This window comes from Bradyrhizobium stylosanthis, assembly GCF_001641335.1.
Classification (GTDB): Bacteria; Pseudomonadota; Alphaproteobacteria; order Rhizobiales; family Xanthobacteraceae; genus Bradyrhizobium; species Bradyrhizobium stylosanthis.
The window spans coordinates 1,025,597-1,051,429 of the sequence record NZ_LVEM01000003.1; the positions used below are offsets into that span (position 1 = coordinate 1,025,597).

23 protein-coding genes are annotated in these 25,833 nt (G+C 65.8%); 10 read left to right on the forward strand and 13 right to left on the reverse strand.

Annotation, left to right across the window (positions count from 1 at the left end):
- Nucleotides 1–33: 33 nt before the first annotated feature.
- The 4 genes from A7X65_RS24540 to A7X65_RS24555 are packed head-to-tail and all read right to left on the reverse strand — an operon-like array spanning nucleotide 34 to nucleotide 5,297.
- On the reverse strand, nucleotides 34–1,470 hold the full coding sequence (locus tag A7X65_RS24540) for an MmgE/PrpD family protein (RefSeq protein ID WP_063689857.1): 1,437 nt from the start codon (nucleotides 1,468–1,470) through the stop codon (nucleotides 34–36).
- A 17-nt stretch (nucleotides 1,471–1,487) separates the two neighbouring features.
- A complete protein-coding gene (locus tag A7X65_RS24545; RefSeq protein ID WP_063689859.1) occupies nucleotides 1,488–2,942 on the reverse strand; it encodes an MmgE/PrpD family protein in 1,455 nt (484 codons plus the stop codon).
- Nucleotides 2,932–3,966, reverse strand: coding sequence for a PdxA family dehydrogenase (locus tag A7X65_RS24550; RefSeq protein ID WP_063689861.1), 1,035 nt, complete (start codon nucleotides 3,964–3,966; stop codon nucleotides 2,932–2,934). Before A7X65_RS24550 ends, A7X65_RS24545 begins: the two co-directional genes overlap by 11 nt.
- A gap of 17 nt (nucleotides 3,967–3,983) precedes the next feature.
- The gene (locus tag A7X65_RS24555) at nucleotides 3,984–5,297 is read right to left on the reverse strand and encodes a cation:dicarboxylate symporter family transporter (RefSeq protein ID WP_063690769.1); all 1,314 of its coding nucleotides are present in this window, start codon (nucleotides 5,295–5,297) and stop codon (nucleotides 3,984–3,986) included.
- A gap of 136 nt (nucleotides 5,298–5,433) precedes the next feature.
- On the opposite strand from A7X65_RS24555, the gene A7X65_RS24560 reads away from it, so the two are divergent.
- Complete coding sequence (locus tag A7X65_RS24560) at nucleotides 5,434–6,396, forward strand: LysR family transcriptional regulator (RefSeq protein ID WP_063689863.1); 963 nt, start codon at nucleotides 5,434–5,436, stop codon at nucleotides 6,394–6,396.
- A gap of 47 nt (nucleotides 6,397–6,443) precedes the next feature.
- Nucleotides 6,444–7,931, forward strand: coding sequence for a glycosyl hydrolase family 79 N-terminal domain-containing protein (locus A7X65_RS24565; RefSeq protein ID WP_245323795.1), 1,488 nt, complete (start codon nucleotides 6,444–6,446; stop codon nucleotides 7,929–7,931).
- A gap of 3 nt (nucleotides 7,932–7,934) precedes the next feature.
- Here A7X65_RS24565 and A7X65_RS24570 read toward each other — a convergent pair whose 3' ends face one another.
- Complete coding sequence (locus A7X65_RS24570) at nucleotides 7,935–9,236, reverse strand: MFS transporter (RefSeq protein WP_063690772.1); 1,302 nt, start codon at nucleotides 9,234–9,236, stop codon at nucleotides 7,935–7,937.
- 618 nt (nucleotides 9,237–9,854) lie between these two features.
- Between A7X65_RS24570 and A7X65_RS24575 the strand changes: the two genes are divergently transcribed.
- Genes A7X65_RS24575 through A7X65_RS24585 form a run of 3 tightly spaced genes read left to right on the forward strand, consistent with a single transcriptional unit; the run spans nucleotide 9,855 to nucleotide 13,626 of the window.
- Nucleotides 9,855–11,069, forward strand: coding sequence for an ABC transporter substrate-binding protein (locus tag A7X65_RS24575; RefSeq protein ID WP_063689866.1), 1,215 nt, complete (start codon nucleotides 9,855–9,857; stop codon nucleotides 11,067–11,069).
- An 8-nt stretch (nucleotides 11,070–11,077) separates the two neighbouring features.
- The gene (locus A7X65_RS24580) at nucleotides 11,078–12,811 is read left to right on the forward strand and encodes an FAD-dependent oxidoreductase (protein WP_063689869.1); all 1,734 of its coding nucleotides are present in this window, start codon (nucleotides 11,078–11,080) and stop codon (nucleotides 12,809–12,811) included.
- Between the two features lie 20 nt (nucleotides 12,812–12,831).
- A complete protein-coding gene (locus A7X65_RS24585) occupies nucleotides 12,832–13,626 on the forward strand; it encodes an IclR family transcriptional regulator (protein WP_063689873.1) in 795 nt (264 codons plus the stop codon).
- Nucleotides 13,627–13,747: 121 nt separating this feature from the next.
- Here A7X65_RS24585 and A7X65_RS24590 read toward each other — a convergent pair whose 3' ends face one another.
- The 8 genes from A7X65_RS24590 to A7X65_RS24625 form a co-directional block, all read right to left on the reverse strand.
- Nucleotides 13,748–14,530 (reverse strand): SDR family NAD(P)-dependent oxidoreductase, encoded by a 783-nt coding sequence (locus A7X65_RS24590; RefSeq protein WP_063689877.1) that lies wholly within the window; start codon nucleotides 14,528–14,530, stop codon nucleotides 13,748–13,750.
- 294 nt (nucleotides 14,531–14,824) lie between these two features.
- On the reverse strand, nucleotides 14,825–15,529 hold the full coding sequence (locus A7X65_RS24595) for a GntR family transcriptional regulator (protein WP_245323798.1): 705 nt from the start codon (nucleotides 15,527–15,529) through the stop codon (nucleotides 14,825–14,827).
- 108 nt (nucleotides 15,530–15,637) lie between these two features.
- Nucleotides 15,638–16,381, reverse strand: coding sequence for an aspartate/glutamate racemase family protein (locus A7X65_RS24600; RefSeq protein ID WP_018641179.1), 744 nt, complete (start codon nucleotides 16,379–16,381; stop codon nucleotides 15,638–15,640).
- Nucleotides 16,382–16,391: 10 nt separating this feature from the next.
- Entirely contained in the window at nucleotides 16,392–17,657 is a 1,266-nt protein-coding gene (locus A7X65_RS24605) for an NAD(P)/FAD-dependent oxidoreductase (RefSeq protein WP_063689883.1), read from the reverse strand.
- Between the two features lie 3 nt (nucleotides 17,658–17,660).
- Complete coding sequence (locus A7X65_RS24610) at nucleotides 17,661–19,322, reverse strand: thiamine pyrophosphate-binding protein (protein WP_063689886.1); 1,662 nt, start codon at nucleotides 19,320–19,322, stop codon at nucleotides 17,661–17,663.
- Nucleotides 19,319–20,545 carry a pyridoxal phosphate-dependent aminotransferase gene (locus A7X65_RS24615; protein ID WP_063689889.1) on the reverse strand — a complete coding sequence of 409 codons (1,227 nt, stop codon included), beginning with the start codon at nucleotides 20,543–20,545 and terminating at the stop codon, nucleotides 19,319–19,321. The genes A7X65_RS24610 and A7X65_RS24615 overlap by 4 nt, the downstream gene beginning before the upstream one ends.
- Before the next feature lie 18 nt (nucleotides 20,546–20,563).
- A complete protein-coding gene (locus tag A7X65_RS24620) occupies nucleotides 20,564–20,917 on the reverse strand; it encodes a RidA family protein (RefSeq protein WP_063689892.1) in 354 nt (117 codons plus the stop codon).
- An 11-nt stretch (nucleotides 20,918–20,928) separates the two neighbouring features.
- Nucleotides 20,929–21,846: an NAD(P)-dependent oxidoreductase gene (locus tag A7X65_RS24625; protein ID WP_063689895.1), complete on the reverse strand. Its 918-nt coding sequence runs from the start codon at nucleotides 21,844–21,846 to the stop codon at nucleotides 20,929–20,931.
- Between the two features lie 237 nt (nucleotides 21,847–22,083).
- Here A7X65_RS24625 and A7X65_RS24630 point away from each other — a divergent pair, with 237 nt between their 5' ends.
- From A7X65_RS24630 to A7X65_RS24650, 5 genes are all read left to right on the forward strand, one after another.
- Entirely contained in the window at nucleotides 22,084–22,920 is an 837-nt protein-coding gene (locus tag A7X65_RS24630) for a transporter substrate-binding domain-containing protein (protein ID WP_063689898.1), read from the forward strand.
- A 13-nt stretch (nucleotides 22,921–22,933) separates the two neighbouring features.
- Entirely contained in the window at nucleotides 22,934–23,596 is a 663-nt protein-coding gene (locus tag A7X65_RS24635; RefSeq protein WP_063689902.1) for an amino acid ABC transporter permease, read from the forward strand.
- On the forward strand, nucleotides 23,593–24,351 hold the full coding sequence (locus tag A7X65_RS24640; RefSeq protein ID WP_063689905.1) for an amino acid ABC transporter ATP-binding protein: 759 nt from the start codon (nucleotides 23,593–23,595) through the stop codon (nucleotides 24,349–24,351). Before A7X65_RS24635 ends, A7X65_RS24640 begins: the two co-directional genes overlap by 4 nt.
- 39 nt (nucleotides 24,352–24,390) lie before the next feature.
- A complete protein-coding gene (locus A7X65_RS24645; RefSeq protein ID WP_063690774.1) occupies nucleotides 24,391–25,119 on the forward strand; it encodes an aspartate/glutamate racemase family protein in 729 nt (242 codons plus the stop codon).
- Between the two features lie 213 nt (nucleotides 25,120–25,332).
- Nucleotides 25,333–25,761, forward strand: coding sequence for a universal stress protein (locus A7X65_RS24650; protein ID WP_063689909.1), 429 nt, complete (start codon nucleotides 25,333–25,335; stop codon nucleotides 25,759–25,761).
- Nucleotides 25,762–25,833: the final 72 nt, after the last annotated feature.

Genomic DNA, 25,833 nt, shown 5'->3' on the forward strand with positions numbered 1-25,833 from the left:
CTCTCTTTTTACTTATCGTTGACCGCCCTTGTATCAGGTCGTCATCAGCGGCCTTAGCTTGCCGATGTCGTCGACCTTTTCGAGATTGCGGATCTGCTCGATCAGCTTCTCCGATTTCTCGGCGCCCAGCACCGGCGCGATCAGATCCCTGGTCTTTGCTTCCACGGCTTCCGTATTCAGCGGATTTTCCTTGGTGCCCGGCGGATATTTGGTGAAGTGTTCCACCTTCCTGCCATCGGTCAATGTCATCTCGACGACGGCACCGCGCGGCGCGGCCGGATCCATCAGCGCCTTGTCACCGGCCAGCGCCACCTTGGCGCGCTGCTCCAGGATCTTGGGATCGTGCATCAGCGCGACGTCGTGGCTGTCGTTGAAGGAGACGGCCCCCTTGACCAGCGCGACCGCGACGAGATGCTGGCAGTTGACATCCGGCATCGCGCTCTCGCCGACGATGCCCATGGCGTCGGTCGGCAGCTTGACCAGGATGCTCTTTACCTTGTCCGGGGTGAGACCGTGCTGCTTGCGCAGCGTCAGGGTCGCGTCCAGCGGCGACTGGATGGGATAACCAACCGAAAAGGTCTTGATCGCGGTTTCCGTGACATAGAAACGGCTGCCGAGATCCTTCACCATCTCCTCGGGCTTCGGATCGCTCGACAGCGCGATGAAGAGGTTGTGGGTGCCGTCGAGCACGTCGTCGACGCCGGTCAGGCCGTTCTTGACCATGTCCACGGCCATGACGCCGTTGCGCGCGCCCATGCCGGCGAAATCGAACGCCTTCTCGATGTGGTCGTGATCCTTCACCCAGCTCCACAGGCCGGAGACCTGTTGCGACGAATAGGAGACCGCATAGCGCATGCCTTTCTCGTCGAGCCGTGCGAGCGAAGCGGCGGCGCCGAGCGCGCCGAAGGTCGATGACGTGCCCTCCGCGCTGCGATGCGAGCCGCGCACGAGATCAGGGCCCAGCGCCATCAGGAGGCGGCAGGTCAAATCGTAGCCGAGCGCGACGGCGCGAAGGACGTCCTGGCCGCTGCGATGCTCGCGCTCGCCGAACGCAAGCGCGGCCGGGACCACCGAGCATCCCGGATGCGCCTTGGTCACGGGCTCGAAATCATCGGTCTCGTCGGCATGGGCGCACATCGCATTCGCAAGCGCCGCGTTGACCGCGGTGGTCCGGAAATCGGAGCCGATGACGGAGGCCTGCGCATCGCCGCCGAGCGTTCGGACATATTTCAGCGCCATCTCGCCCGGCCGCATGCGCGCGCCCGATACCATCGCGCCGAACGTATCCAGGATGCGGTGCCTGCATTCGAGCAGCACTTTCTCCGGCAGTTCCTGGTCGCGCGCGACGACCATGTAGCGGGCGAGCCGCTCAGTGACGCCAGGGCCTGCCGCCAGAGCGGCGCGGCCGCCGGTTGCGGCCAGCGCGGCAACCGAGCCTGCGGATTGGAGGAAGCGGCGACGTGAGGGCATGCGTCTCTCCCTCGCGATCAGACCGCGACCGACATCTTGGCAATCTCCGCCGCATTCGGCAGGTTCTCGACACCCCAGCAGGCATCCATGACCCGGCGGATGGTCGCCGCGGGAATGATGCCGTCCGCGAGGTCGGAGAACTTGGTCTCGAGCTGCTTGTCGGTCATCGGCACCTCGACGCTGCCGATCGCATGCTCGATGTAGCGGTTGAGCTTGCGGCCGTCCTTGAGCACGATGGTGAGATCGACCTGCTCCGGCTTGATGCCCGGCGTGATCACCGGGTTCACCTTGCCGCGTAGCGCGACGACGCTCGCATCCGTCACGGCGCGATCGCTGAACTGCTTCTCGCCGCCGGCGCCCTCGATGATCGCCACGGCGACTGCGTGATAGACGCTGAACTTGCCTTCCAGGCCGAGCTTCGGCGTCTTTTTGCCGGTCAGCTCCAGCACCAGCGGATGCACCTTGAGGTCGACGCGCTCGATCTGGTCGGCGGCCAGCTTGTTCTCGTTGCGGAGCTGGATCGCCGCATCGATCGCCGGATGCAGGACGATGCCGCAGGCGAACGGCTTGTAGGTGTTCAGCGCCGCCTCGTAGCGCTTGCCGAGGTCGCCCAGGATCTCGTTGTAGTCCTGCTTGGTGCTGATCGTGTTGGCCCAGCCGCGCTTGGCCTCGATCATCGCGTCCGACGAGGTGAAGTTCTTCGAGGCCAGGATGGCGGCGAAGATGCCGCTGGACGCCGCCCGGCCCGGGTTGAAACTCTTGTTCATGGAGCCGAAGGATTCGCGCAGGCCCACGGGCTGCGAGGCGGCAAGGCCGAGCGCCCAAGTCATCTGCTGCTCGTTGAGCTTCAGGAGCTTGCCGACGGCTGCGGCCGAGCCGAACACGCCGGCGGTGCCGGTGATGTGCCAGCCCACGTCATAATGGTTCGGATAGACCGCGTTGCCGATCCGACACTCGGTCTCGACGCCGAGCACCAGCGCGTTCAAGAACTCCTTGCCCGAGACCTGCTGCATTTCCGCCAGCGCGAGAATGGCCGAGGCCACCGAACCCGCGGGATGAATGATGGTCTTCAGATGGGTGTCGTCATAGTCGAAGATGTGGCTCGACACCCCGTTGATGAAGGCGGCATTCATGATGTCGAACCGCTCGCGCCGCCCGAACAGCGAGGCCTGCTGCGGGCCCGAGAACGGGCCGAGTGCCGAGACCGCGATATCGACCGTCTCGTGATGCGAGCCGCCGATGGCGACGCCGACCCAATTCAGCAGCGTGCGCACCCCCTCTTTCCGGACATTGGTCGGCAAATCGTCATAGCTTGCGGTGACGAGATAATGCGCCAGCGCGCGCGTGACCTCCTTGGGCGGCGCGGCGGCAGGCGCTGCGGCCGGCGCCTGAGCAAATGCGGCACTCGCACCGGCGGTGGCGAGCGGGAGCGCGGCTGCGGCCTGGAGCAGGGTTCTGCGATCAGTTTGCATAGGCGGCCTCCTTGACCTTGATCGAGACGAGCTTCGCGGCGAGCCGGACCGCGCTCTCCAGCGCGCCGGTGTTGGCCACTCCCTTGCCGACGATGTCGAACGCCGTGCCGTGCGACGGCGTGGTGAAGACGGTTTCGAGGCCCGCCGTGACGGTGACGCCGCGGTTGAAGCCGCGCAGCTTGGTCGCGATCTGGCCCTGGTCGTGATACATCGCGACCACGCTGTCGAACTCGCCGGCGAAGGCGCGGATATAGACGGTGTCGGCGGGGTAAGGCCCGGTGCAGGCAATGCCCGTCTTCGCGGCCGCCTCGACGGTCGGACGGATCATCTCGATCTCGTCGCGGCCGAACAGGCCGTTCTCGCCGGCATGCGGATTGAGGGCCGCGACCGCGATGCGCGGCTTGGCGACGCCGGCTCGCTTCATCATGCGGTCGACCAGCACGATCGAGTCGGTGATGCTTTCGGGATGGATGCCGTCGAGCGCTTCGCGCAGCGACTGGTGCCCGGTGACGCGCGACATCCACTGCCCGTCGAGCACGTTCATCTCGGAGAAGTAGGTCTTGTGACCGAGCAGGCTGGCGAACATCTTGTGCTCGTCGGGAAACTTCCAGCCGCCATCGAACATCGCGCGCTTGTTCAGCGGCGCGAAGGTGATGGCATCGACCTCGCCTGCCCTAGAGAAATCGATCGCGCGCGACAGCGTCTCGCCGGTCAGCCGGCCGGACTCGGCGCTGGCCTTGCCGAGCGGGAATTGGGCGGGATCGGTATTGCCAAGATCGACGAGCTGCACCGTGCCGCGACTCCAGTTCGCCGCCTTGGGCGAAGAGATGCGCTCCAGTTTCAGCTTCACGCCGGCATGCGCCATGCCCATCTCGAGCACGCGGGCATCGCCCACCACGACGAGACGGGCGGCATCCGCGAGCCTGTCATCGGAGAGCACGCGCGCAATCTGCTCAGGGCCGATGCCGGTGCAGTCGCCCGGGGTCAGCGCGATGACGGGCAGTTCATTGGTGTTGGTAGCCATAGACGAACCTTGGATCCTTAACTCGCTGCTTGGATTTGCGCGGCGGACTGTGCCCAGTCCTCCCGCCTGAATTCCCCGTCCCATTTCGCGACGACGATGGCGGCAACGGCATTGCCGATGGTGTTGGTGATGGCGCGCGCCAGCGACATGAAGCGGTCAATGCCGAGCAGCAGCGCGAGGCCCTCCGCCGGAAGGCCGGCCGCGACGACGGTTGCCGCCAGCGCGGCGAACGCGCCGCCGGTGACGCCGGCCGCGCCCTTGCTGGTGAACAGCATCACCACGAACAGGCTGAGCTGCTGGCCGGCGGAAAGCTCGATGCCGTAGACCTGGGCGACGAAGATCGTGGACAGCGGCAGCGTCAGCGCGACGCCGTCAAGATTGAAGGAATAGCCGGAGGGAATGACGAGGCCGGCAACGGCGCGTCCGACACCCGCCTTCGGCAGCTTCTCCATCATGCCGGGGATGGCGGTCTCCGACGACGAGGTGCCGAGCACGACCAGCAGCTCGGTGCGCAGCAAGCGCAGCAGATCCATCAGGCGGATACCGACCATGCGGCAGATGGTGCCGAGCACGACGAAGATGAAGAACGCCATCATCGCCCAGGCGGTGCCGACCAGCAGCGCCAGCGCGTAGAGCGTGGCGGCTCCGAATTTTGCGACCGTGAAGGCCATGGCGCCGAAGGCGCCGATCGGAGCGAGGGCCACCACGACATGGACGACGCTGAACACGAGCTCGGTCACCCGCTCCATGCCGGAACGCAGCGGCGCGGCCTTGTCGCCGAGCAGCAGCAGCCCGATGCCGCAGAGCAGGGCCAACACGAGCACCTGGAGCACGTCACCGGTCGCGAACGCGCCGACGAAACTTTCCGGGATCATGTGCTGGATGTAGGCGGACAACGATCCGACATGGGCCTGCTGATAGCGCGCGACGGTCTCCGCCTGCTGCGCCGTGGCGTGCGCCACGCCCGCGCCGGGCTGGACCCAACGTACCACCACGAAGCTGATGAGCAGGCACAGCGTCGTCACGGCCTCGAAATACACGAAGGCCTTGAGCCCGATGCGGCCGACCGCCTTCATGTCGCCGACCTGCGCGATGCCCGTGACCACCACCAGGAAGATCAGCGGCGCGATCGTCATCTTGATCAGCGAGATGAAGCTGTCCGCGAGCGGCTTGAACTCGACGGCAACGGCCGGGAACAGGGCGCCGAACAGCACGCCCAGCGCGGCACCGGCGACCACCAGGACATATTGTTCGCGCCAGAGCGGCTTGCGCCGCCGTTCGGACCTGGTGCTCGGGATCGGCTCGGACAGCGGCGTTGCGGCAACCTGCAATTCACGTTCCTCCAACGGCATCGTCGCGCCATGCGAGGTGGCGCTTTGTTCTTGTCTTGCGATGCCGTTTACATTGGACCAGCGGCGCTTCAGGCGCTAATGCCGTATCGGTATCATTTGAGGACAAAACGTTATTATGGACCTGATCTGGCTGGAGGATTTCCTTGCCATCGCCGAGGAGCGCGGGTTCTCACGCGCGGCCGAGCGCCGGCACGTGACGCAGCCGGCGCTGAGCCGCCGCATCAGGTCGCTGGAGGAGTGGCTGGGCACGCAGCTGTTCGAACGGTCCACCCACACCGTGACGCTGACGGCGGCGGGCGAGAGCTTCCGGCCCGTAGCCGAGGATGTGCTGCGCCGGGTCCAGGTCGGGCGCGAGGAAGCGCTGGAGGTGGCCCGGCTGAAGGCCGAGACCATCACCTTTGCTGCAACGCATGCGCTGTCGCAGACGTTCTTTCCGGAGTGGATCCGCAGCTCGGAGAGCGCGCGCGCCGGTGCTGCCGTGCAGCTCGTCGCCTCGAATTTCGCCGGCTGCGAGAAATTGCTGCTGGATGCACAGGCCCACTTCATGCTGGCGCATTATCACCCGTCGCTGGTGAGCCGGCTCGACATGGACCGGTTCCAGCGCATCGAGCTTGCAACCGACATCCTGATTCCGATCAGCGCGCCGGCCGCCAAGCCCGGCCGTGGCGCGCGCAGCAAGAAGTCACAGCCCCGCTACGCCCTGCCCGGCGCATCGGGCGCGCCGCTGCCCTATCTCGCCTATCATCCCGGCTCGGGCGTGGGACGGCTGGTCACCTCGTTCCTGGCGGCGAAGGATCCGTCGGCCTGGCTCGCCCCGGGCTTCGCCGCGCCGGTCATGCTGCTGATCGACATGGCGCGCGAGGGACGCGGTGTGACATGGGCGCCGATGACCCTCGTCCGCGCCGATCTGGACACCGGCCGGCTGCTGCGCGCCGGCGGCGCGGAATGGAACATTCCGATCAGCGTCTCGCTGTTCCGCACGCGGGCGCGCATGACGCGGGCGGCCGAGAATTTCTGGAGTGCCGTGCGCAAGGGCCGGCCGGCGGGAAAAGCCGCCGCCGCGCCGCGAGCGAGGTGACGACGGCCGGACCCGTCCGGTTCGTTTGGCCGCTTTGGCGGCGCATATTGCTGACGGGCCTTGCCGCGGCGGCGGCGGCGACCGCCGCACAAGCCGCCGATTTTTCGGTTACACCTGCCGAATTAAAGGCAATCGGCTCCGTCGAGCCACGCTTCCAGTCCTACAATATCGAGATGGTCGAGGTGACCGGCGGACGGTTCTGGAGACCGTATCCGCGCGCGGGCCGCGCCTTCGATCAAGACGATCGCTATAGCCCGAGGGCGCCGATCGATCTGTCCAACCCACGTCTGCGCATGCTCGCGGCGGCGCTGTCGCCGGCTTATGTCCGCGTCAGCGGGACCTGGGCCAATGCGACGTTCTTTGGCGATGCGGAGACCGCACCGGCAAAGCGGCCGGCCGGATTCAACTCCGTGCTCACGCGCGCGCAGTGGCGCGGCGTCATCGGCTTTGCGCGCGCGGTCGACGCAGAGATCGCAACCTCCTTCGCCGTCAGTCCCGGCAGCCGCGACGGTGCCGGAAATTGGAAGCCGGATCAGGCCCAGCGTCTGATCGATGTCACGCGCTCGCTCGGCGGCCGCGTAGCGGCGGCCGAGTTCATGAACGAGCCGACACTCGCCGCCACCAACGGTGCCCCGCCCGGCTATGACGCCGCGGCCTATGCCCGCGACTTCAAGATCTTTCGCGAATGGATCAGGCAAAGCACGCCGGAGACGCTGATCCTCGGCCCCGGCTCGGCCGGCGATACCGCCTCTCCCTCGACATCGGGCATCACGACGCGCGATCTGCTCGCCGCATCCGGCCTCGGTGTCGACCGCTTCTCCTATCATCACTACAACACGATCTCGCCGCGCTGCGGCGGCCATGACGATCCGACCCAGGCGCTTTCGGACCAATGGCTCGCCCGCACCGACACGACGCTGGCGATCTATCGCGACTTGCGCGACAGGTTCGAGCCGGCGAAGCCGATCTGGCTGACCGAGACCGCGGATGCGGCCTGCGGCGGCAATCGCTGGGACAAGACGCTCCTCGATGCGTTCCGCTACCTCGATCAGCTCGGACGCCTGGCAAAAGCCGGCGTTCAGGTCGTCATGCACAACACGCTGGCGGCCAGCGATTACGGCCTGCTCGACGAGACGACGTTTCGTCCCCGCCCGAATTACTGGGCCGCGTTGCTGTGGCGCCGATTGATGGGACCGACGGTGCTCGATGCAGGGGCGGCCCCGGCGTCCGGTCTCCACATCTACGCGCACTGCCATCCCGAACGGCAAGGCGCAGTCACGCTGCTCGCGATCAACACCTCGCGCGACGTATCGCGCCGTATCGTCCTGCCGCTGTCGTCCGAACGCTTCACGCTCGGCTCACCGCGGCTACAGGGCGGGACGGTGCAATTGAACGGCAGCACGCTGGCGCTGACGGCCGGCGACCGATTACCGGGCATCACGGGCATCGCAACGGCGGCCGGGACAATCCGCCTCGCACCGGCGACCATGACCTTCTTCGTGATGACGGGCGCGGCGAATCCGGCCTGCCACTGAAGTTCAGGATTTCAGCGCGTCGCGCGCCGTCTCCGGCGCCATCAAGGTCGCGACGATCGTGATGATCGACAGTGCGATGATGTAGACCGACACCGCCCAGTACGATCCGGCCCAGGCCAGCAGCGCGGTCGCGATCAGCGGCGAGAAGCCGCCACTCAGCGCGGCCGCGACGTTGGCACCGAGCGATGCGCCGCTATAGCGCACCTGGGTGCGGAACAGTTCCGGCATGAATGCGGCCTTCGGCCCGAACAGCAGCGCATGGGTCAGCGTCATCGTGACGACGAGCGCGAGCGTGATCAGCGCGGGCTCCTTGGTGTCGAGGAACCAGAACAGCGGAAACGCCAGCGCCACCGAGAACACGCCGCCGGCGAGATACAGCGCCCTGCGGCCGAAGATATCGGACAGCCAGCCGGCGAGCGGCAGCGTCGCGAACTCGACGATGGCGGCATAGACCACCGCGTCCAGAATCACCTGACGCGGCAGGCCGAGTTTTGTGGTGGCATAGACGACCGTGAAGACGGTGAGGAGATAGGCAAGCCCCACCTCCGACACCGTGATGCCGATCGCCAGCAAAAAGCTGCGCCAGTCGCGGCGGAGCACTTCCCATACCGGCTGCGCCAGCACCTCCTTGCGCTCGACCACCTCCTTGAAATGCGGCGTCTCCGCAAGCCTCATGCGCACGATGAAACCGACGCCGACCAGGAGGATGCTGATCAGGAACGGCACGCGCCAGCCCCAGCTCAGGAAGTCGGCCTCGGGCAGCTTGGTCATCAGGCCGAAGATGCCGGTGGAGGCGGCAACGCCGACCGGAAAGCCGATTTGCACCAGGCTGCCGTAGAAGCCGCGGCGGTTTCCGGCGTGCTCGATCACCATCACGACCGCGCCGCTCCACTCGCCGCCGAGCCCGATGCCCTGGACGAAGCGCAAGGCGATCAGCAGGATCGGTGCCCAGACGCCGATCTGGCTGTAGGTCGGCAGGCAGCCGATCAGGAAGGTGCCGAGCCCCATCGCGATCATGGTCGCGACCAGCATCGTCTTGCGCCCGAGCCGGTCGCCGTAATGCCCGATGATGGCGCCGCCGATCGGCCGCGCCACGAAGCCGACCGCATAGGTCGAGAATGCGACCAGCGTGCCGACGAAAGGGTCGAAGCTCGGAAAGAACAGCTTGTTGAAGACGAGGGCCGCGGCCGTGCCATAGATCAGGAAGTCGTACCACTCGATCGCGGTGCCGAGCGCGCTCGCCCACACCACATGCGCTGTCGTCGATCGCTCCGCCGAAGTGGAGACCCCCGCTGCTGCCGTCATGCCCTGCCCCATCATTCCAGCGGGCATCATGGCCAATCGTGGAGATGGTTGCAACCTGTGGACGCAGTTGTTCACTCTCGTGTCCCGGACGCTGCGCAGTACCGGAAGCGCGTCTACGCGCGTCTTCAACGCGTTACGCTGATGCGCTGCAGAGCCGGGGCCTACGCGTTCTCGAACGGTCCCCGCTAGATGGGTCCTGGCTCTGCGCAGCAGCGCAAGAGCGCCGCAGTGCGTCCGGGACAGGCGAGGGTCGAGCGACGCTGCTCGCCACATCCGTCATTGCGAGGAGCCGTTGCGACGAAGCAATCCAGCCTGCACCTGCGGAACAGAGCTGGATTGCTTCGCTTGCGATGACGGTGACGAGGCAGTGCACCAAGGCCTTTCCCAGTGTCGTCCCGGCGAAGGCCGGGACCCATAACCACAGGGAGAAGTTTGGCGACGGCTCGTGCTCTGGAACTGCGACCGCCCCGCATCGAGAGATCAACGCGGTATGGGTCCCGGCCTTCGCCAGACGACGGAGAGACCTTATTCGCCATTGACAAACTAATTCGCCATTATCTAATTTGCCGCCCGATAAACCGGCCGCCCCAGGTGGCCCATAAAAGAGAGGGAACGACGATGAGAGGGCTTCTGGCCTGCGCGATGCTCGCGGCCATGACATCAGCTGCGATGACGTCCGCGGCCACCGCGCAGGTCTCCGACGACGCGGTGCGGATCGGCGTGCTGACGGATCTGTCGAGCTGGGGCCGCGACAACTCAGGGCCGGGCTCGGTCGAGGCCGCGAAGATGGCGGTCGAGGAGTTCGGGCCGACCGTGCTCGGCAAGCCGATCGAGATCATCAGCGCCGACCATCAGATGAAGACCGACGTCGGCGTGCAGATCGTGCGCGGCTGGTTCGACAACGGCAAGGTCGACGCCGTCGTCGATATCCCCAATTCCGGCATCGCGATCGCCGTGCACAACATGGTGCGCGAACGCAACAAGATCGCCCTGCTCTCCGGCCCCGGCGCAAGCTCGCTGACCGACGAGCTGTGCAGCCCGAACACCGTGCACTTCACCTACGACACCTATGCGCTGTCGAAGGTGACCGCCTCCGCCGTCATCAAGGAAGGCGGCAAATCCTGGTACTTCATCACGGCGGACTACGCCTTCGGCCAGCAGCTCGAGAAGGACGCAACCCGCTTCATCAACGAGATGGGCGGCAAGGTCTTGGGCGGCGTGAAGCATCCGACCAACACCGCGGACTTCTCCTCCTTTGCGCTGCAGGCGCAGAGCTCGAAATCCGACGTCGTCGCCTTCGCCAATGCCGGCCAGGACACCGATAACGCCATCAAGCAGTCCGGCGAGTTCGGTCTGGTCCAGGGCGGCCAGAAGCTGGTCGGCCTGTTGATGTTCGACACCGACGTGCATGCGATCGGCCTGAAGGCCGCGCAGGGCACTTACATGACCACGGCGTCGTACTGGAACATGGACGAGGCGACGCGGGCCTGGTCCAAGAAGTTCTACGAGCGGACCAAGGTGATGCCGACCATGATCCAGACCGGCGTCTATGGTTCGGTGCTGCACTACCTGAAAGGCATCAAGGCCGCCGGCACCGACGATCCGGCCAAGGTGATGGCCAAGATGCGCGAGCTGCCGATCGAGGACGTCTTCGTCCACGGTGGTAAGCTCCGCGAGGACGGCCGCGTCATCCGCGACATGTATCTGGCCAAGGTGAAAACGCCGGAACAGTCCAAGGAGCCGTGGGACTATCTGGAGATCATCAAGACCGTGAAGGGCGAGGACGCCTTCCGTCCGGTCTCCGAATCCAAATGTCCGCTGCTGAAGAAGTGAGGTGAGACATGACCGGCAACGAGCATAGCGCAAGCGAAACATACGAGTGCGATGTGCTCGTGGCCGGATCGGGCTGCTCCGGAATGTCGGCCGCGATCACCGCGGCATCTCGCGGCCTGAATGTTCTGATCGTCGAGAAGGAGCCGCGCTTCGGCGGCACCACCGCCCGCTCCGGCGGCTGGCTCTGGATCCCCGGCACCTCGCTGGCGAAGGCCTATGGCATCGCGGAGACGCCGGAGCAGGCGCGCACCTATCTGCGCCATGAAGCCGGCAACAATTTTGACGCGGCACGCGTCGATGCGTTCCTGACCGCCGGCCCGGAGGCGGTCGATTTCTTCACCACCAAGACGGCGCTGCGTTTCGACATGCCGCTGGTGTTTCCGGACTATCACGCCGAAGCGCCCGGCGGCGCACAGGGCGGCCGCTCCATGGTGACGCGCCCGTTCGACGGCCGCGAGCTCGGCGACCAGATCAAGACGCTCGGCATGCCCCTGCCCGAGCTCACCGTGTTCGGCATGATGCTCGGAAGCGGCAAGGAGATCATCCACTTCATGCGCGTGACGAAGTCGCTGACCTCGGCGGCTTACGTTGCCAAGCGCCTGTCGCGGCACCTGATGGACGTGCTGCGCTATGGTCGCGGCATGACGCTGACCAACGGGAATGCGCTCGCGGGCCGCCTCGCGAAATCCGCGCAGGACCTGAAGATCCCGATGTGGCTGTCCTCGCCTGTGCGCGAGCTGACGGTCGAGAACGGCACTGTCACCGGCGCGATCGTGTCGCGCGAAGGACGCGACGTGCGCGTCCGCGCGCGGCAGGGTGTCGTGCTTGCCTGCGGTGGCTTTCCGCATGATGTCGAACGGCGCAAAAAAATGTTTCCGCACGCACCGACCGGCAACGAGCACTTCTCGCCGGGCCCGACCGGCAACACCGGCGACGGCCTGCGCCTTGCGGAAAGCGCCGGCGGACATGTCGAGGATCGCCTGCCGAACGCGGCGGCCTGGGTGCCGGTATCGCTGACCACGCGCAAGGACGGCTCGAAGGGCGTGATGCCGCATTTCATCGATCGCGCCAAGCCCGGCGTGATCGCGGTGATGCGCGACGGCAAGCGCTTCGCCAACGAGGGCAACTCCTATCACGACTTCGTCCAGGCCATGATCAAGGCGGCAAAGCCGGGCGAGGAGATCGCGGCCTACCTCGTCTGCGATCATCCCACACTGCGCAAATACGGCCTCGGCTGCGTGCCGCCCTTCCCGATGCCGCTGGGTCATCACCTCGATACCGGCTATCTCATGCGCGGCGACTCACTTGAAGCGCTCGCGGCGAAGGCCGGCATCGATGCAAAAGCCTTCACCGAGACAGTCAGGCAGTTCAATGCGACCGCGCCGCAAGGCCATGACGCCGCCTTCGGCAAAGGTTCAAAGGCCTATAACCGCTACCAGGGCGATGCGCTGCACGGCCCCAACCCTTGCGTCGCACCGATCGAGAACGGCCCGTACTACGCCATCAAGATGGTGGTCGGCGATCTCGGCACCTATGCCGGCATCGTCACCGACGAGAATGCGCGCGCGCTCGACGCCGAGGGCCGGGTGATTCCCGGGCTCTATGCCGCCGGCAACGACATGGCCAGCATCATGGGCGGCAATTATCCCGGCGCCGGCATCACGCTTGGGCCGGCGCTGACCTTCGGCTACATTGCCGGCCGTCATCTCGCCGATAGCGCCGCGAGGCGCAACGCGGCGTAAGCTAAGCGCATCGGAGGCGCATGAAGAGAGAAAGCCGCGGCATCCAGTCGATCGAGGTCGGCGGAGAACTGCTCCGGGCGCTTGCCCGCAGCGGCGAGCCGATGATGCTGCGCGATCTCGCGCGCGAGGCCGGCATGACGCCGGCCAAAGCGCATCCCTATCTCGCCAGCTTCTCGCGCATCGGCCTGATCGAGCAGGACGAGACCACCGGCCGCTACGAGATCGGCGCGCTGGCGCTTGAGCTCGGCCTGATCAGCCTGCGCCGCCTCTCCGGCGTGCGCATCGCACGGCCGAAGATCGCTAGCCTCGCAAGCCAGATCGGGCACGCGGTGTCGCTCGCGGTGTGGGGCACACACGGCCCGACGGTGGTGCAGCTCGAGGAGCCCGGCCAGCCCGTGCATATCGTGATGCGGGCGGGCTCGGTGATGGCGCTGCTGGAAACCGCGACGGGGCGCGCCTTTGCGGCCTTCCTGCCGGAGAAGACCATCAACGCCGCGCTCGAGAGCGGCCTCGACCGTCACGGCGTCGGCTACAATCCGAAGCGTTCCGTCAAAGGCGCGAAGGTCGCCGATATGCTGGCCGAGGTCCGCAAGCACGGCCTCGCCCGCGCGCTCGGCGATCCCCTGCCCGGCGTCAACGCATTCTCCGCGCCGGTGTTCGACCATGCCGGCCATGTCGCGCTGGTCATCACCGCGATGGGGCCGGAAGGCACGTTCGATGCGCGCTGGGACAGCCCGATCGCGCACGCGCTGCGCGATTGCGCGGGCGGGATTTCGAAGCGGCTGGGCTATGGGATGACGGTCGCGGCGGAGTGAGGTTCGAGATTGTGCCGTCATGGCCGGGCTTGACCCGGCCATCCACGTTGCGCCACGATCGTCGGAAGACGTGGATGCCCGGGTCAAGCCCGGGCATGACGACTGAGAGACACGACGCCCCCTACTTCTCCTTCACCGGCACCGTGTAATTCAGGACCAGCCGGCCGCCATCGGGATAGATGGTCTGCCCGGTGATGTAGGACGCATCGTCGCTGGCAAGGAACGCCACCACCGAGGCAACTTCGCTCGGCTCGCCGCCACGGCCGGCCGGCGTGCGTGACAGCACGGTCTTGCGGGCATCGTCGGACGTGTAGATCGACGACGCCACCATGTCGGTCAGGATCGTGCCCGGCCCGACCGCGACGACACGGATGTTGTGCGGGGCGAGCGCGACGGCGGCCACGGACGTCAATTGCTTCATGCCGCCCTTGGACATGGCGTAGGTCGCCAGCGCCGGGATCGCCAGCAGCGCGTTCACCGAGGACATGTTGATGATGACCCCGCCGCCGCTGCCTTGCGCGATCATCTGCTTCGCCGCCGCCTGCACGCCGAAGAACGCGCCCTTCAGATTGATGCCGATGATTTCGTCGAATTCCTGTTCGGAAATCTCGAGGATGTCGCGGTTGCGGGCGACGCCGGCATTGTTGACCATGATGTCGAGCCGCCCGAATTCCTTCACGGCGGTTGCGACGAGCAGATCCACGTCGGCGCGTTTGGCGACATTACCGACCACGGTGCGCAACGCATCCGGCCGTCCGAGCTCGGCCGCGGTCGCGGCGAGGCCATCGGCATCGACATCCGAGATGACGACCTTGACGCCGTCATCCAAAAACCTCTTCGCGCAAGCCTTGCCGATGCCGCGCGCCGCGCCGGTGATGGCGGCGACCTTGCCGGATAGTTTCATGGTCTCACTCCAGGATAGCTCTTCGCGGTAGAACCCGGGCCCGGACGAGGACTCCGACTTAGGCGACCGCAAAGCGTAGATGAGCACGGAACCAGCATTTGATAAAGACCGCGTCGGCGCGATGCGCATTGCTGCGCCCTCTCCCCTTGTGGGAGAGGGCATCACCGCGGGAAGACACGGGCTCACTAGGGTGAGGGGTTGTCTCTTCGCACTCATCTGCACTTGCTTTAGCAGAGAGATACCCCTCATCCGGCGCTTCGCGCCACCTTCTCCCACAAGGGGAGAAGGAAGAAGTCAATTCGCCGCGGTCCTCGCCGCAGCCGGCATGTAGATCTGCGCGTAGCCTTCCTTGATCGCGGAGGTGATGCGATCGAGGCGGCGGTCGATGTGCTTTTCCAGCACGGAAACGCATGCTTCCTCGTCGCGCGCCTTCAGGCCTTCGACGACGGCGCGGTGCTCGGCTTGCGTGTTGGAGCGATTGATGCGGTCCATGTCGATCCAGCGCACGAAGCGGATGCGGGCGTTGACGTTGCGCAGCACGCGCAGCATCTCGGCGTTGTTCGACATGCCCATCAGCCGCTCGTGAAAGGTCTCGTCCAGCTCGACCAGCTCCACCGAGGAGCGCTCGCCGGGATCGGGACCGGTGGCTTCGAGGAATTTCAGCAGCGCGTCGATGTCCTCGTCACTTGCCCGCTTGATGGCGAGGCGGATCGAGGCAACCTCGATCGACTTGCGCAGCTCGTAGAGATCGAAGATCTCGTGGGCATCGAGCTCGCGGCAGAAGAAGCCCTTGCCCGGCGTGAAGCGCAGGAAGCCCTCCGTGTTGAGACGGTTGAGCGCTTCGCGCAGCGGGGTGCGGCTGACGCCGAGGCGCTTGGCCAGCTCGCCCTCATTGAGCCGTTCGCCCGGCTTGAACTCGTAGCTCACGGCCATCGCCTTGAGCTGTTCATAGACGCGATCGACGATACTATCGGAAGCCAGTTCCACGTTGCTCATCATCAGCTGCATTCATGCCCGAACACAGCCCAATATACCGGGGCTGGTTGGCCGATGGCAATGCAAACCAGAGTTTAGCCGAGTTTGTTCAGAGCTTTGCGACAGAAGGAATCAGGCGAAGGCGCGCGGACGCAGTCCAGCATGAAACCAGGTGATCATGGAATAGATGTCGTAGACCGGCAAGCCGACCTCGGCCTGTAATGCCGCCGCATAAGGCGGCATGTTGGTGCATTCGAGCACGATGGCGCCGACATCAGGGTTTTTGGCGACAAGCTCCTTGCCGGCCTCGACCACGTCGCGCTCGGCCTGCGCGATGTCCATGTCGTCCTTCTCGGCCTTGATCAGGACGCGGAAGAACTCCTTGCCGTGCTCGGTGCCGACCAGGGGCGTATCGAGCGGCACACCCGCGCCTTCGAGATGGGCCGGCGTCAGGGTCGAGCCCGACACCGTGACGAGGCCGACGCGCTTGCCGGGCGGCAGCGTCGCCTGCACCCACGGCACCTGCATCAGCGACGAGGTCGCAACGGGAACGCCGACGGCCGCAGCGATCTCCTTCTGGAACAGCGAGAGGAAGCCGCAATTGGTGGTGATGGCCTCCGCCCCGAGCCGCACCAGATCTTTCGCCGCGTCGATGAAATCAGGCAGCAGGCCGGCCGCGCCCTTCAGCACCACCTTCTCCGGCGAAGCGCCGCTCACCACGCGATAGAGCACCGGGAACGGCCAGGTCGTGCCGTTGCCCATGTCGCCGGGAATGCGGGGAAAGCGTGCTTCCAGCATCAGGATGCCGAGCGGCGCGCCATAGACGGCCTTGCCGCCGCGGGCAATACGGGAAGGCGAGTTGGCAGGATAGGTCATGGGTGCGATCTCAGAGGAAGCGGGTGGGTGCGAACGGCGCGAGCGGAATCTCGGGCTGCTTGCCGCTCAGGAGCTGCGCGACGAGGCGGCCGGTGCGGGCTGAGCCGACCAGGCCGACATGACCGTGGCCGAAGGCATAGACGATGTCGCGCGAGGCGCGGGCATGGCCGATGCAGGGCAGCCCGTCCGGCATGCTCGGCCGATGGCCGAACCAGGTCTTGATGCGCGAGGCCGGAATGTCCTTCGGCAGCTTCGGGAACATGCCGAGGAGGTTGTTGCGCAGGATCTCGGCGCGCTTCCAGTTCGGCGCGGCTTCGAGCCCGGCGATCTCGACCGTGCCGGCGGCGCGCAGGCCTTTGTCGGTCCAGTTCACCACCATCTTGGCGTCGGACGCCATCATTGAGCTGCGCGGACCTGATTCCGGATTCTCGATCATGACGTGATAGCCACGCTCGGTCTCGAGCGGCAGGGGATCGCCGACCGATGCGGTGAGCCGTTTTGAATGCGCGCCAGCCGCGACCACGGCGGCATCGCAAGCAATCTCGCCGGTCTCGGTGATAACGGCCACGACCTTGTTGCCGTTTAGCTTAAGCCCCGTCGCCTTGGCGCGCACGTGCTTGGCACCATTCGCGATCGCATGATTGGCGAGCGCTGCGACATAAGCACCGGGATCGCGGCAGCGTCCGGCCTCCTCCACGACGACGCCAAAGGTGTAGCGCGGATGCAGATCCGGCTCGCGCTGGCGCATCTCGTCGGCGCTCAGCTCCATCCACTGGACGCCGACCTTCTTGCGCAGGCGCCAGCCGAGATCGTTGTCGAAATTGCCGCGCGACGGGAACACGTGCATCACGCCGTTGCGCTCGACCAGTTCAGGGACGCCCGCCTCTTCCGCCAGCTTCCGGTGCAGCAGCGGTGCGTCCTTCAGGAGATCACGCAGCGCGAAGGCCGTCTTCTCGACCTTCGCCTCGGTCCAGCCCGACAGCAAATACTTGATCAGCCAGGGCAGCGCCTTCGGCAAGTAGGACCAGCGGATCGCCAGCGGGCCGAGCGGGTCCATCAGATAGCCCGGCACCTTCTTCCAGATGCCCGGCTCGGCCGGCGGGATCACCGAATGCGAGGAGAGCCAGCCGGCATTGCCGTAGCTTGCCGCCTGCTCGCCGCCCGGCTCGCCCGGATCGATCAGCGTGACGCGATGACCCTCGCGCAGCGCCTCGATGGCGCTGATCACGCCGACCGCGCCGGCTCCGATGATGGCGACGTGGCGGCCTTCCGGCATCGCTTAAGCCTTCACTTGCGGCGTGAAATCCTTGCCGACCGAGATCGCCCTGGGATCGATGATGCAATGGAGGATCGACGGCTTGCCCGAGGCGAGCGCGCGCTCGAACGCCGGCGCGAACTCCTCGGTGCGCTCGACGCGCTCGCCATGACCGCCGAACGCCTTGGCGTACATCGCGAAGTCCGGGTTCTTGAGCTGGGTGCCGACGACGCGGCCGGGATAGTCGCGCTCCTGATGCATGCGGATGGTGCCGTATTGCGAATTGTCGACCACGATCACGACCAGCGGCGCATCGTACTGCACGGCGGTTGCGAATTCCTGGCCGTTCATCAGGAAGCAGCCGTCACCGGCAAAGGCGACGACGACACGGTCCGGATATTGCCGCTTCGCCAGCACGCCCGCCGGCACGCCGTAGCCCATCGAGCCCGAGGTCGGCGCGAGCTGGGCCGCGAAGCTGTGGAAGCGATGATGGCGATGGATCCAGCCGGCATAATTGCCGGCGCCGTTGCAGACGATCGCGTCCTTCGGCAAGCGGTCGCGCAGCCAGGTCATCACCTGGCCGTACTGGAAGTGGCCCGGCAGCTCGCGCGCCTTGTCCGTCCAGGCGAGATAATCGGCGTGCGCCTTGGCGGCCTCGCCCTTCCAGGCGACCGCGCCCGCGGGCTTCAGCGTCTCGACGGCGGCGGCGAATGCAGCGGGCGTTGCCTGGATGGCAAGCTCGGGCTGGTAGACGCGGCCGAGCTCTTCCGAGCCCGGATGCACGTGGATCAGCTTCTGCTTCGGCGTCGGAATGTCCAAGAGCGTGTAGGACGAGGACGGCATCTCCGACATGCGGCCGCCGATGAGAAGGACGACGTCGGCGTTGTCGATGCGCGCCTTCAGGCCCGGGCTCGGCCCGATGCCGAGATCGCCGGCATAATGCGAATGATCGGCATCGATCAGCGAGGCCCGGCGGAACGAGGTCGCAACTGGAAGGTCGAAGCGTTCGGCAAAGCGCGCGATGCTCTTGGTCGCCTCGTCGGTCCAGCGCGAGCCGCCGAGGATGACCAGCGGCGCCTTGGCGCCGGCGAGCATCGCACCGACGCGCTCGATATCAGACGGCGCCGGCCAGCTCACCGCGGGCTCGATGCGCATGGCATCGGCGACGGCGGCGGTCTCGGTCAGCATGTTCTCCGGCAGTGCGATCACGACGGGACCGGGACGGCCCTGCATGGCGACGCGGAACGCGCGCGCGACCAGCTCCGGGATACGGTCGGGACGGTCGATCTCGACCGCCCATTTCGCCATGGGACCGAACACGGCCTTGTAGTCGAGCTCCTGGAACGCCTCGCGCTCGCGCATGCCGGTGTCGACCTGGCCGACGAACAGGATCATCGGCGTCGAATCCTGCATCGCGATATGGACGCCGTGGCTGGCATTGGTGGCGCCGGGGCCGCGGGTGACGAAGCAGATGCCGGGGCGTCCCGTGAGCTTGCCATAGGCCTCCGCCATCATCGCGGCACCGCCTTCGGCGCGGCAGATCACGACGTCGATCGGGCTGTCATGCAGCGCATCGAGCGCCGCCAGATAGCTCTCGCCCGGCACGCAGGTGACGCGGTCGACGCCCTGGGCCACCAGCTGATCGATCAGGATCTGGCCCCCGGTGCGGGTGTTTCTGATGGTCATGACAGCTCCCTGCAGGCTTTGGCGATGCGCTTCAAGGCTTCGCGCAAGTTTTGTTCCGAGGTGGCGTAGGACAGGCGGAAATAAGGTGCAAGGCCGAAACAGCTGCCCGGCACCACGGCCACGTCATGCCTCTCCAGCAGGAAGCGGCAGAACGCCGCGTCGCTGTCGATGACGTCGCCGCCAGGCATGCGGCGGCCGATCAGGCCGGCGCAGCTGGCATAGGTGTAGAACGCGCCCTCCGGCCGGCGGCAGCTGACGCCGTCGATCGCATTGAGCGCATCGACCACGATGTCGCGGCGGCGCTGGAACGCAGCGCGGCGCTCCACAAGAACGTCCTGCGGTCCGCTCAAGGCGGCGATCGCGGCCGCCTGGCTCACCGAGGACGGATTGGTCGTGCTCTGGCTCTGCACCACCGCCATCGCCGCGATCAGTTCGCGCGGCCCGCCGCCATAGCCGACGCGCCAGCCGGTCATGGCGTAGGCCTTGGAGACGCCGTTGACGGTCAGCGTGCGCGATTTCAGGCTCGGCTCGAGCGCTGCGGCGGTCACGAACGGCATGCCGTCGTAGGTGAGGTGCTCGTAGATGTCGTCGGCCATCAGCCAGACATGCGGATGGCGCTTGAGCACGTCGAGGATCGGCCGGAGCTGCGCCGCCGAATAGGCCGCACCCGTCGGGTTGGACGGCGAGTTCAGGAGCAGCCAGCGCGTCTTCGGCGTGATCGCGCGCTCGAGATCGGCGGCATCGAGGCGAAAGCCGTTGTCCTCACGGCAGAGCACATCCACCGGCGTGCCGTCGGCGATGCGGACCATGTCGGCATAGCTGGTCCAATAGGGCGCGGCGAGGATCACCTGGTCGCCCGGACTTAAGCTCGCCATGAAGGCGTTGTGGATCACCTGCTTGGCGCCGGCGCCGGCGGTGATCTCGTCCGCGGCATAGACGAGATCGTTCTCGCGGCGGAATTTCTCCGCGATGGCCGCCTTCAGCTCCACCGAGCCGTCGAGGATGGTGTATTTGGTCTGCCCGGCGCGGATGGCGCTTATCGCCGCGTCCTTGGCGTGATCCGGCGTGTCGAAATCAGGCTCGCCGGCCCCCAGCACGATCACCGGCCGGCCCTCGCGCTTCAGCCGCTGCGCGACCGCGCCGATCTTCAGGATCTCGGAGACGCCGATCGCGCTGATGCGCTGTGCAGACCGAAAGCCGGATGCGGATGCCCTGACGGTCACGGCCGAGCCCTTACTTACTTACTTGCGCGCGGCGATCGCGATCACTTCGATACGGAAGGCGGGATCGGCGAGCTCGACCTTGCCGCAGGCGCGGGTCGGCGTGTTGCCTGGCACGACCCAGGCGTCATAAACCGCGTTCATGGCGTCGAAATCGTCCATGGTCTTGAGCCAGACCTGGACGCTGAGCAGGCGCGACTTGTCGGTGCCGGCGCGTGCCAGCATGTCGTCGACCTTGGCCAAAGCTTCCTTGGTCTGCTGGGTGATGTCGGCGGTCTTGGTGTCCGCGACCTGGCCTGCAAGGAAGACGAGATCGCCGAACACGGAGGCGCGGCTGCGGCGGGCGTTCTGGTCGATGCGGGTGATGTCAGACATGGGATATCCCCTTACTTGCCGGTGGCGATGATGCGGCGGCAATGATCGAGCGCCGCGCCGATGAGGTTGTCGCTCGCCTCCGGCGTGCGGAACGCCGAATGCGCCGACAGGGTCACGTTCGGCAGCTTCGTCAGCGCATGGCCCGCCGGGAGCGGTTCGACGGTGAAGACGTCGAGGCCGGCATGGGCGATGTGGCCCGAGCGGAGCGCCTCCAGCATCGCGTCCTCGTCGACGACCGCGCCGCGCGCGGTGTTGATCAGGATGCTGCCCTTGCGCATCTGCGCGATGCGCTCGCGCGACAGGAAGCCCTTGGTCTCGTCGTTGAGCAGGAGATGCAGCGAGACGACGTGGCTCTCGGCGAGCAGCTTCTCCAGCGACACGAACTCGACGCCCGGATGGGTCTTCGGCGTCCTGTTCCAGGCGATCACCTTCATGCCGCAGCCCGCCGCCATGCGCGCGGCTTCCGCCGCGATGCCGCCGAAGCCGATCAGGCCGAGCGTCTTGCCGGTGAGCTGGACCGCGTCGCGGCGCAGCCAGTTGCCCTCGCGCATGCCGCGATCCATCTCGCCGAAGCTCTTTGCGGAGGCCCACATCAGCGCGATCGCGCATTCGGCAACGGCCGTGTCGCCATAACCCTTGATCGTGTGGACGGAGATGCCGCGCTCAGCGAGCTCCTCCGGATTCATGTAGCTGCGCGCGCCGGTACCGAGGAAGACGACGTGCTTGAGCGCCTTGCACGTCTCGGCGATCGGCGTCGGCACAGCTGTGTGGTCGACGATCATGATCTCGGCATCGCCAAGGAGGCCGGGCAGCTCGTCGGGCTTGATCGAGGGGTTGCGGTTGATGCCGACAGGCAGATCCTGGGAGCGCAGCAGCTTGTCGGTCACCGCCGCCAGGGTGTCGTTTGCATCGACGAATAGAGCGCGCACGGGCCCCTCCTTCAGCTTACATTCGAATTGCGTTCAGTCTTGTATTCAGACTTGAATGCGATTTGCAATCCCCGTCGCCGGGGAATTTTGCGCAATCCTGCCAAGATATTGGGCTCACCTCTGCCTTGCCGCACAAATGACCAGCAACATGAAATACCGTATTGCATTTTATCCTGAATACAGAAATAGTCCAGTGGCCGGAGACGATCCGACCCAAAATCCAGGGAGACAGAGACCATGAATCGCAGGGACGCTCTCACCACAGTCGCGCTCGCGGGCGCAGCGATCGCCGCCGCCGGCACCCCGGCCAAGGCCGACGCACCGGCCTCCACGCTCGACCGCATCAAGAAGAATGGCGTGCTCCGGGTCGCCGTCATCGTCGGCCAGGAGCCCTACTTCCATAAGGATCTCGCCACCAACGAATGGTCCGGCGCCTGCATCGAGATGGCCAAGGACATTGCGAGCAAGCTCGGCGCCAAGGTCGAGACGCTGGAATCGACCTGGGGCAACCAGATCCTCGACCTGCAGGCCGACAAGGTCGACCTCGCCTTCGCCGTGAACCCGACGCCCGAGCGCGCCCTCGTCATCGACTTCTCGACCCCGATCCTGGTGCACTCCTTCACCGTCATCACCAAGAAGGGCTTTGCCAAGCCGCAGACCTGGGCCGAGCTCAACAAGCCCGAAGTGAAGATCGCCGTCGACATCGGCTCGACCCACGAGACCATCGCGCGCCGCTACTGCCCGAAGGCCAACATCCTCGGCTTCAAGAACCGCGACGAGGCGATCCTTGCGGTTGCGACGGGACGTGCCGACTGCAACGTCTCGCTCGCCGTGCTCTCGGTCTCGACCCTGAAGAAGAACCCGAACCTCGGCGATCTCGCCATCCCGCGCCCGCTGCTGACGCTGCCGACCAACATGGGCATCCGCGCCGAGAACGACCGCCGCTACAAGGACTTCCTCAGCGCCTGGGCCGACTACAACCGTTCGATGGGCCAGACCCGCGAATGGATGCTCAAGGGTTTCGAAGCGGTCGGCCTCACCGCGGACGATCTGCCACCCGAAGTGCAGTTCTGACGGCCGCGCGACGATGTATGTCTGGGAGTTCGCGGCGCTCAAGCCGTATTGGGGCCTGATCTGGCAAGGGCTCCTGGTCACCGTCTTCTACACGGTGACCACGGTCGCCGCGGGCCTCGTGATCGGACTGATCGTCGGCATCCTGCGCACGACGGCGCCGCGCTGGATTGCGGTGCCGCTGCGTCTCTATATCGAGATCTTCCGCTGCACGCCGCTGCTGGTGCAGCTGGTCTGGATGTATTACGCCCTGCCCGTCCTGATCGGTGTCGACATGTCGCCGGCGATGGCCTGCTTCATCGCGTTGTCGCTCTATGCCGGCTCGTTCTACGCGGAGATCTTCCGCGGCGGCATCGAGGCCGTCGATGTCGGCCAATGGGAGGCCGGGCGCGCCATCGGCATGCGCCGCGGCAAGATCTTCCGCCGCATCGTGCTGCCGCAGGCGACGCAGGTGATGATCCCCTCCTTCATCAACCAGACCATCATGCAGCTCAAGAACACCTCGCTGGTGTCGGTGGTCGCGGTCGGCGACCTGCTCTACCAGGGCTCGGTGATCACAGCGGCGAGCTACCGCCCGCTCGAGGTCTACACCACGATCGCCGTGCTTTATTTCGTCGTGCTGTTCCCGCTGACGCTGGTCGCGGACCGGGTCGAGCTGAGGATGGGAGCACATCGATGAGTGCCCTGATCGCAAGCAATATCCACAAGGCCTTCGGCGACCATGAGGTGCTCAAGGGCGTCTCGCTCGATGTCGCACGCGGCGAGGTCGTCACCCTGATCGGCGCCTCCGGCTCGGGCAAGTCCACCTTCCTGCGCTGTCTCAATCTCCTGGAGATGCCGCAGCAGGGCGAGCTCGCGATCGGCACGCACCAATTCGCCTTCGGCAGGGGCGTTCGCCCCGCGGGCGATGCGCAACTTGCACTGCTCCGCCGCAGCGTCGGCATGGTGTTCCAGCACTTCAACCTATTCCCGCACATGTCGGTGCTTCGCAACATCACCGAAGGCCCCGTGCAGGTGAAGGGCATGGCACAGGCGGAGGCCGACGCGCTCGGCCGCGACCTGCTCGCCAAGGTCGGCCTCGCCGACAAGGCCGACGCCTTTCCGAGCCGCCTGTCCGGCGGCCAGAAGCAGCGCGTCGCAATCGCCCGTGCGCTCGCCATGAAGCCCGAGGTGATGCTGTTCGACGAGCCGACCTCGGCGCTCGACCCTGAGCTCGTCGGCGAAGTCCTCGCCGTCATCCGCAGCCTCGCGAGCGAGGGCATGACCATGGTGCTGGTCACGCACGAGATGACCTTCGCCGCCGACGTCTCCACCCGCGTCGGCTTCATGAACGACGGAATCATGGCCGAGATCGGCACGCCGGAAGAGACCATCCGCCAACCGCGCAGCGAGCGGCTGAAATCCTTTCTCAGCCGCTTTCACGAAACGCACTAGACTGCCGGTCACGACCATCCCGAATCGATGGAGGGATTCATGAAGCTCCGCGGCGGCTACACGAATTACGGCGAGACCATCGGCATCCTGATGCTCGATACTCGTTTCCCGCGCCCGCGCGGCGACATCGGCAATGCGCTCTCCTACGACTTCCCGGTGCGTTACAAGATCGTGCGCGGCGCGCACGCCACGCGGATCATGGGCGACCTGCCCGATCCCGCCCTGCTCGAGCCCTTCATCGCCGCGGCCCGCGAGCTGGAAGCCGACGGCGTCAAGGCGATCACGACCAGCTGCGGCTTCCTCGCGCCGTTCCAGAAGCAGCTCGCCGCCGCCGTGAACATCCCGGTCTTCACCTCGAGCCTGATCCAGGCGCCGCTGATCCACGCCATGCTGCCGCCGGGCAAAATCATCGGTATCTTCACCGAACGCGGCCACCACATGAACGCCGGGCATTTCCGCGGCGTCGGCTGGTCGCCGGACGAGATCGCCGTGCAGATCCAGGGCATGAAGCCTGATGCGCAGTTTCCCGCAACCTACATTCTCGGCCGCGAGGAGCTGGACACCGACGTGCTGCGGGCCGAGATGATCGAGATGACGGAAGCCTTCATGGCGTCCTGCACAAATCCCGGCGCGATCCTGTTCGAGTGCACCAACATGTGCCCGTTCTCGAAGGACGTCGCCGAAATCTCAAACCTTCCGGTGTTCGACATCAACACCCTGATCAACTTCTTCTACCGCGCGGCCCATCCCGTGCCGTTCCTGCGCTGAGCGAAGAACACGCCCGACTGAACATCAGGACGAAAACCTTCATACCGCGCCGACCGCGCCTAAGGAAACCACGCAGTGGAACCCGCCGGATCTCTCAGATGAACTGAATTCCGACATCTTTGTTGATTGATCTATCTCAAGATTACATCCGGAAGGCGAGCTAGGCTTACCCTTTGCAGTCGGCGATACGTCCGCACAATCGGGAGGTAGAGCATGTACCGGCATATTCTCATTCCGACAGATGGGTCCGAGCTGGCGGAGCGTGGGGTGACGCACGGATTGGCACTCGCGAAATCCCTTCGCGCCGCCGTCTCCATCATCTTCGTCGTGGAACCGTTTTCGGACCTATCGGGACGGTTCCTCGAAGCCGTCGCGACCTATGTCGAGTATCGCAAGGAGCAGGCCACGAAGGTGCTCGATCGCGCGTCGGATGCCGCCAGGACGGCCGGTGTGTCCTGCCAGACGATCCAGACGGAGAGCGGGCAACCCCATCAAGCCATCCTCGCGGCTGCCGCGGACAAAGGCTGCGACCTCATCGTCATGTCGTCGCATGGGCGAAGCGGACTGTCCGCACTTCTGATCGGCAGCGTGACCAACAAGGTGCTGACGCACGCGAAGATCCCGGTCCTGGTCTGTCCATGAGGTGCAGACCCGCTTGAAGGTCAACCCAGCGCCGGAACACGCTGACGACGTTGTTGAGAAGGGAGTTCGCAA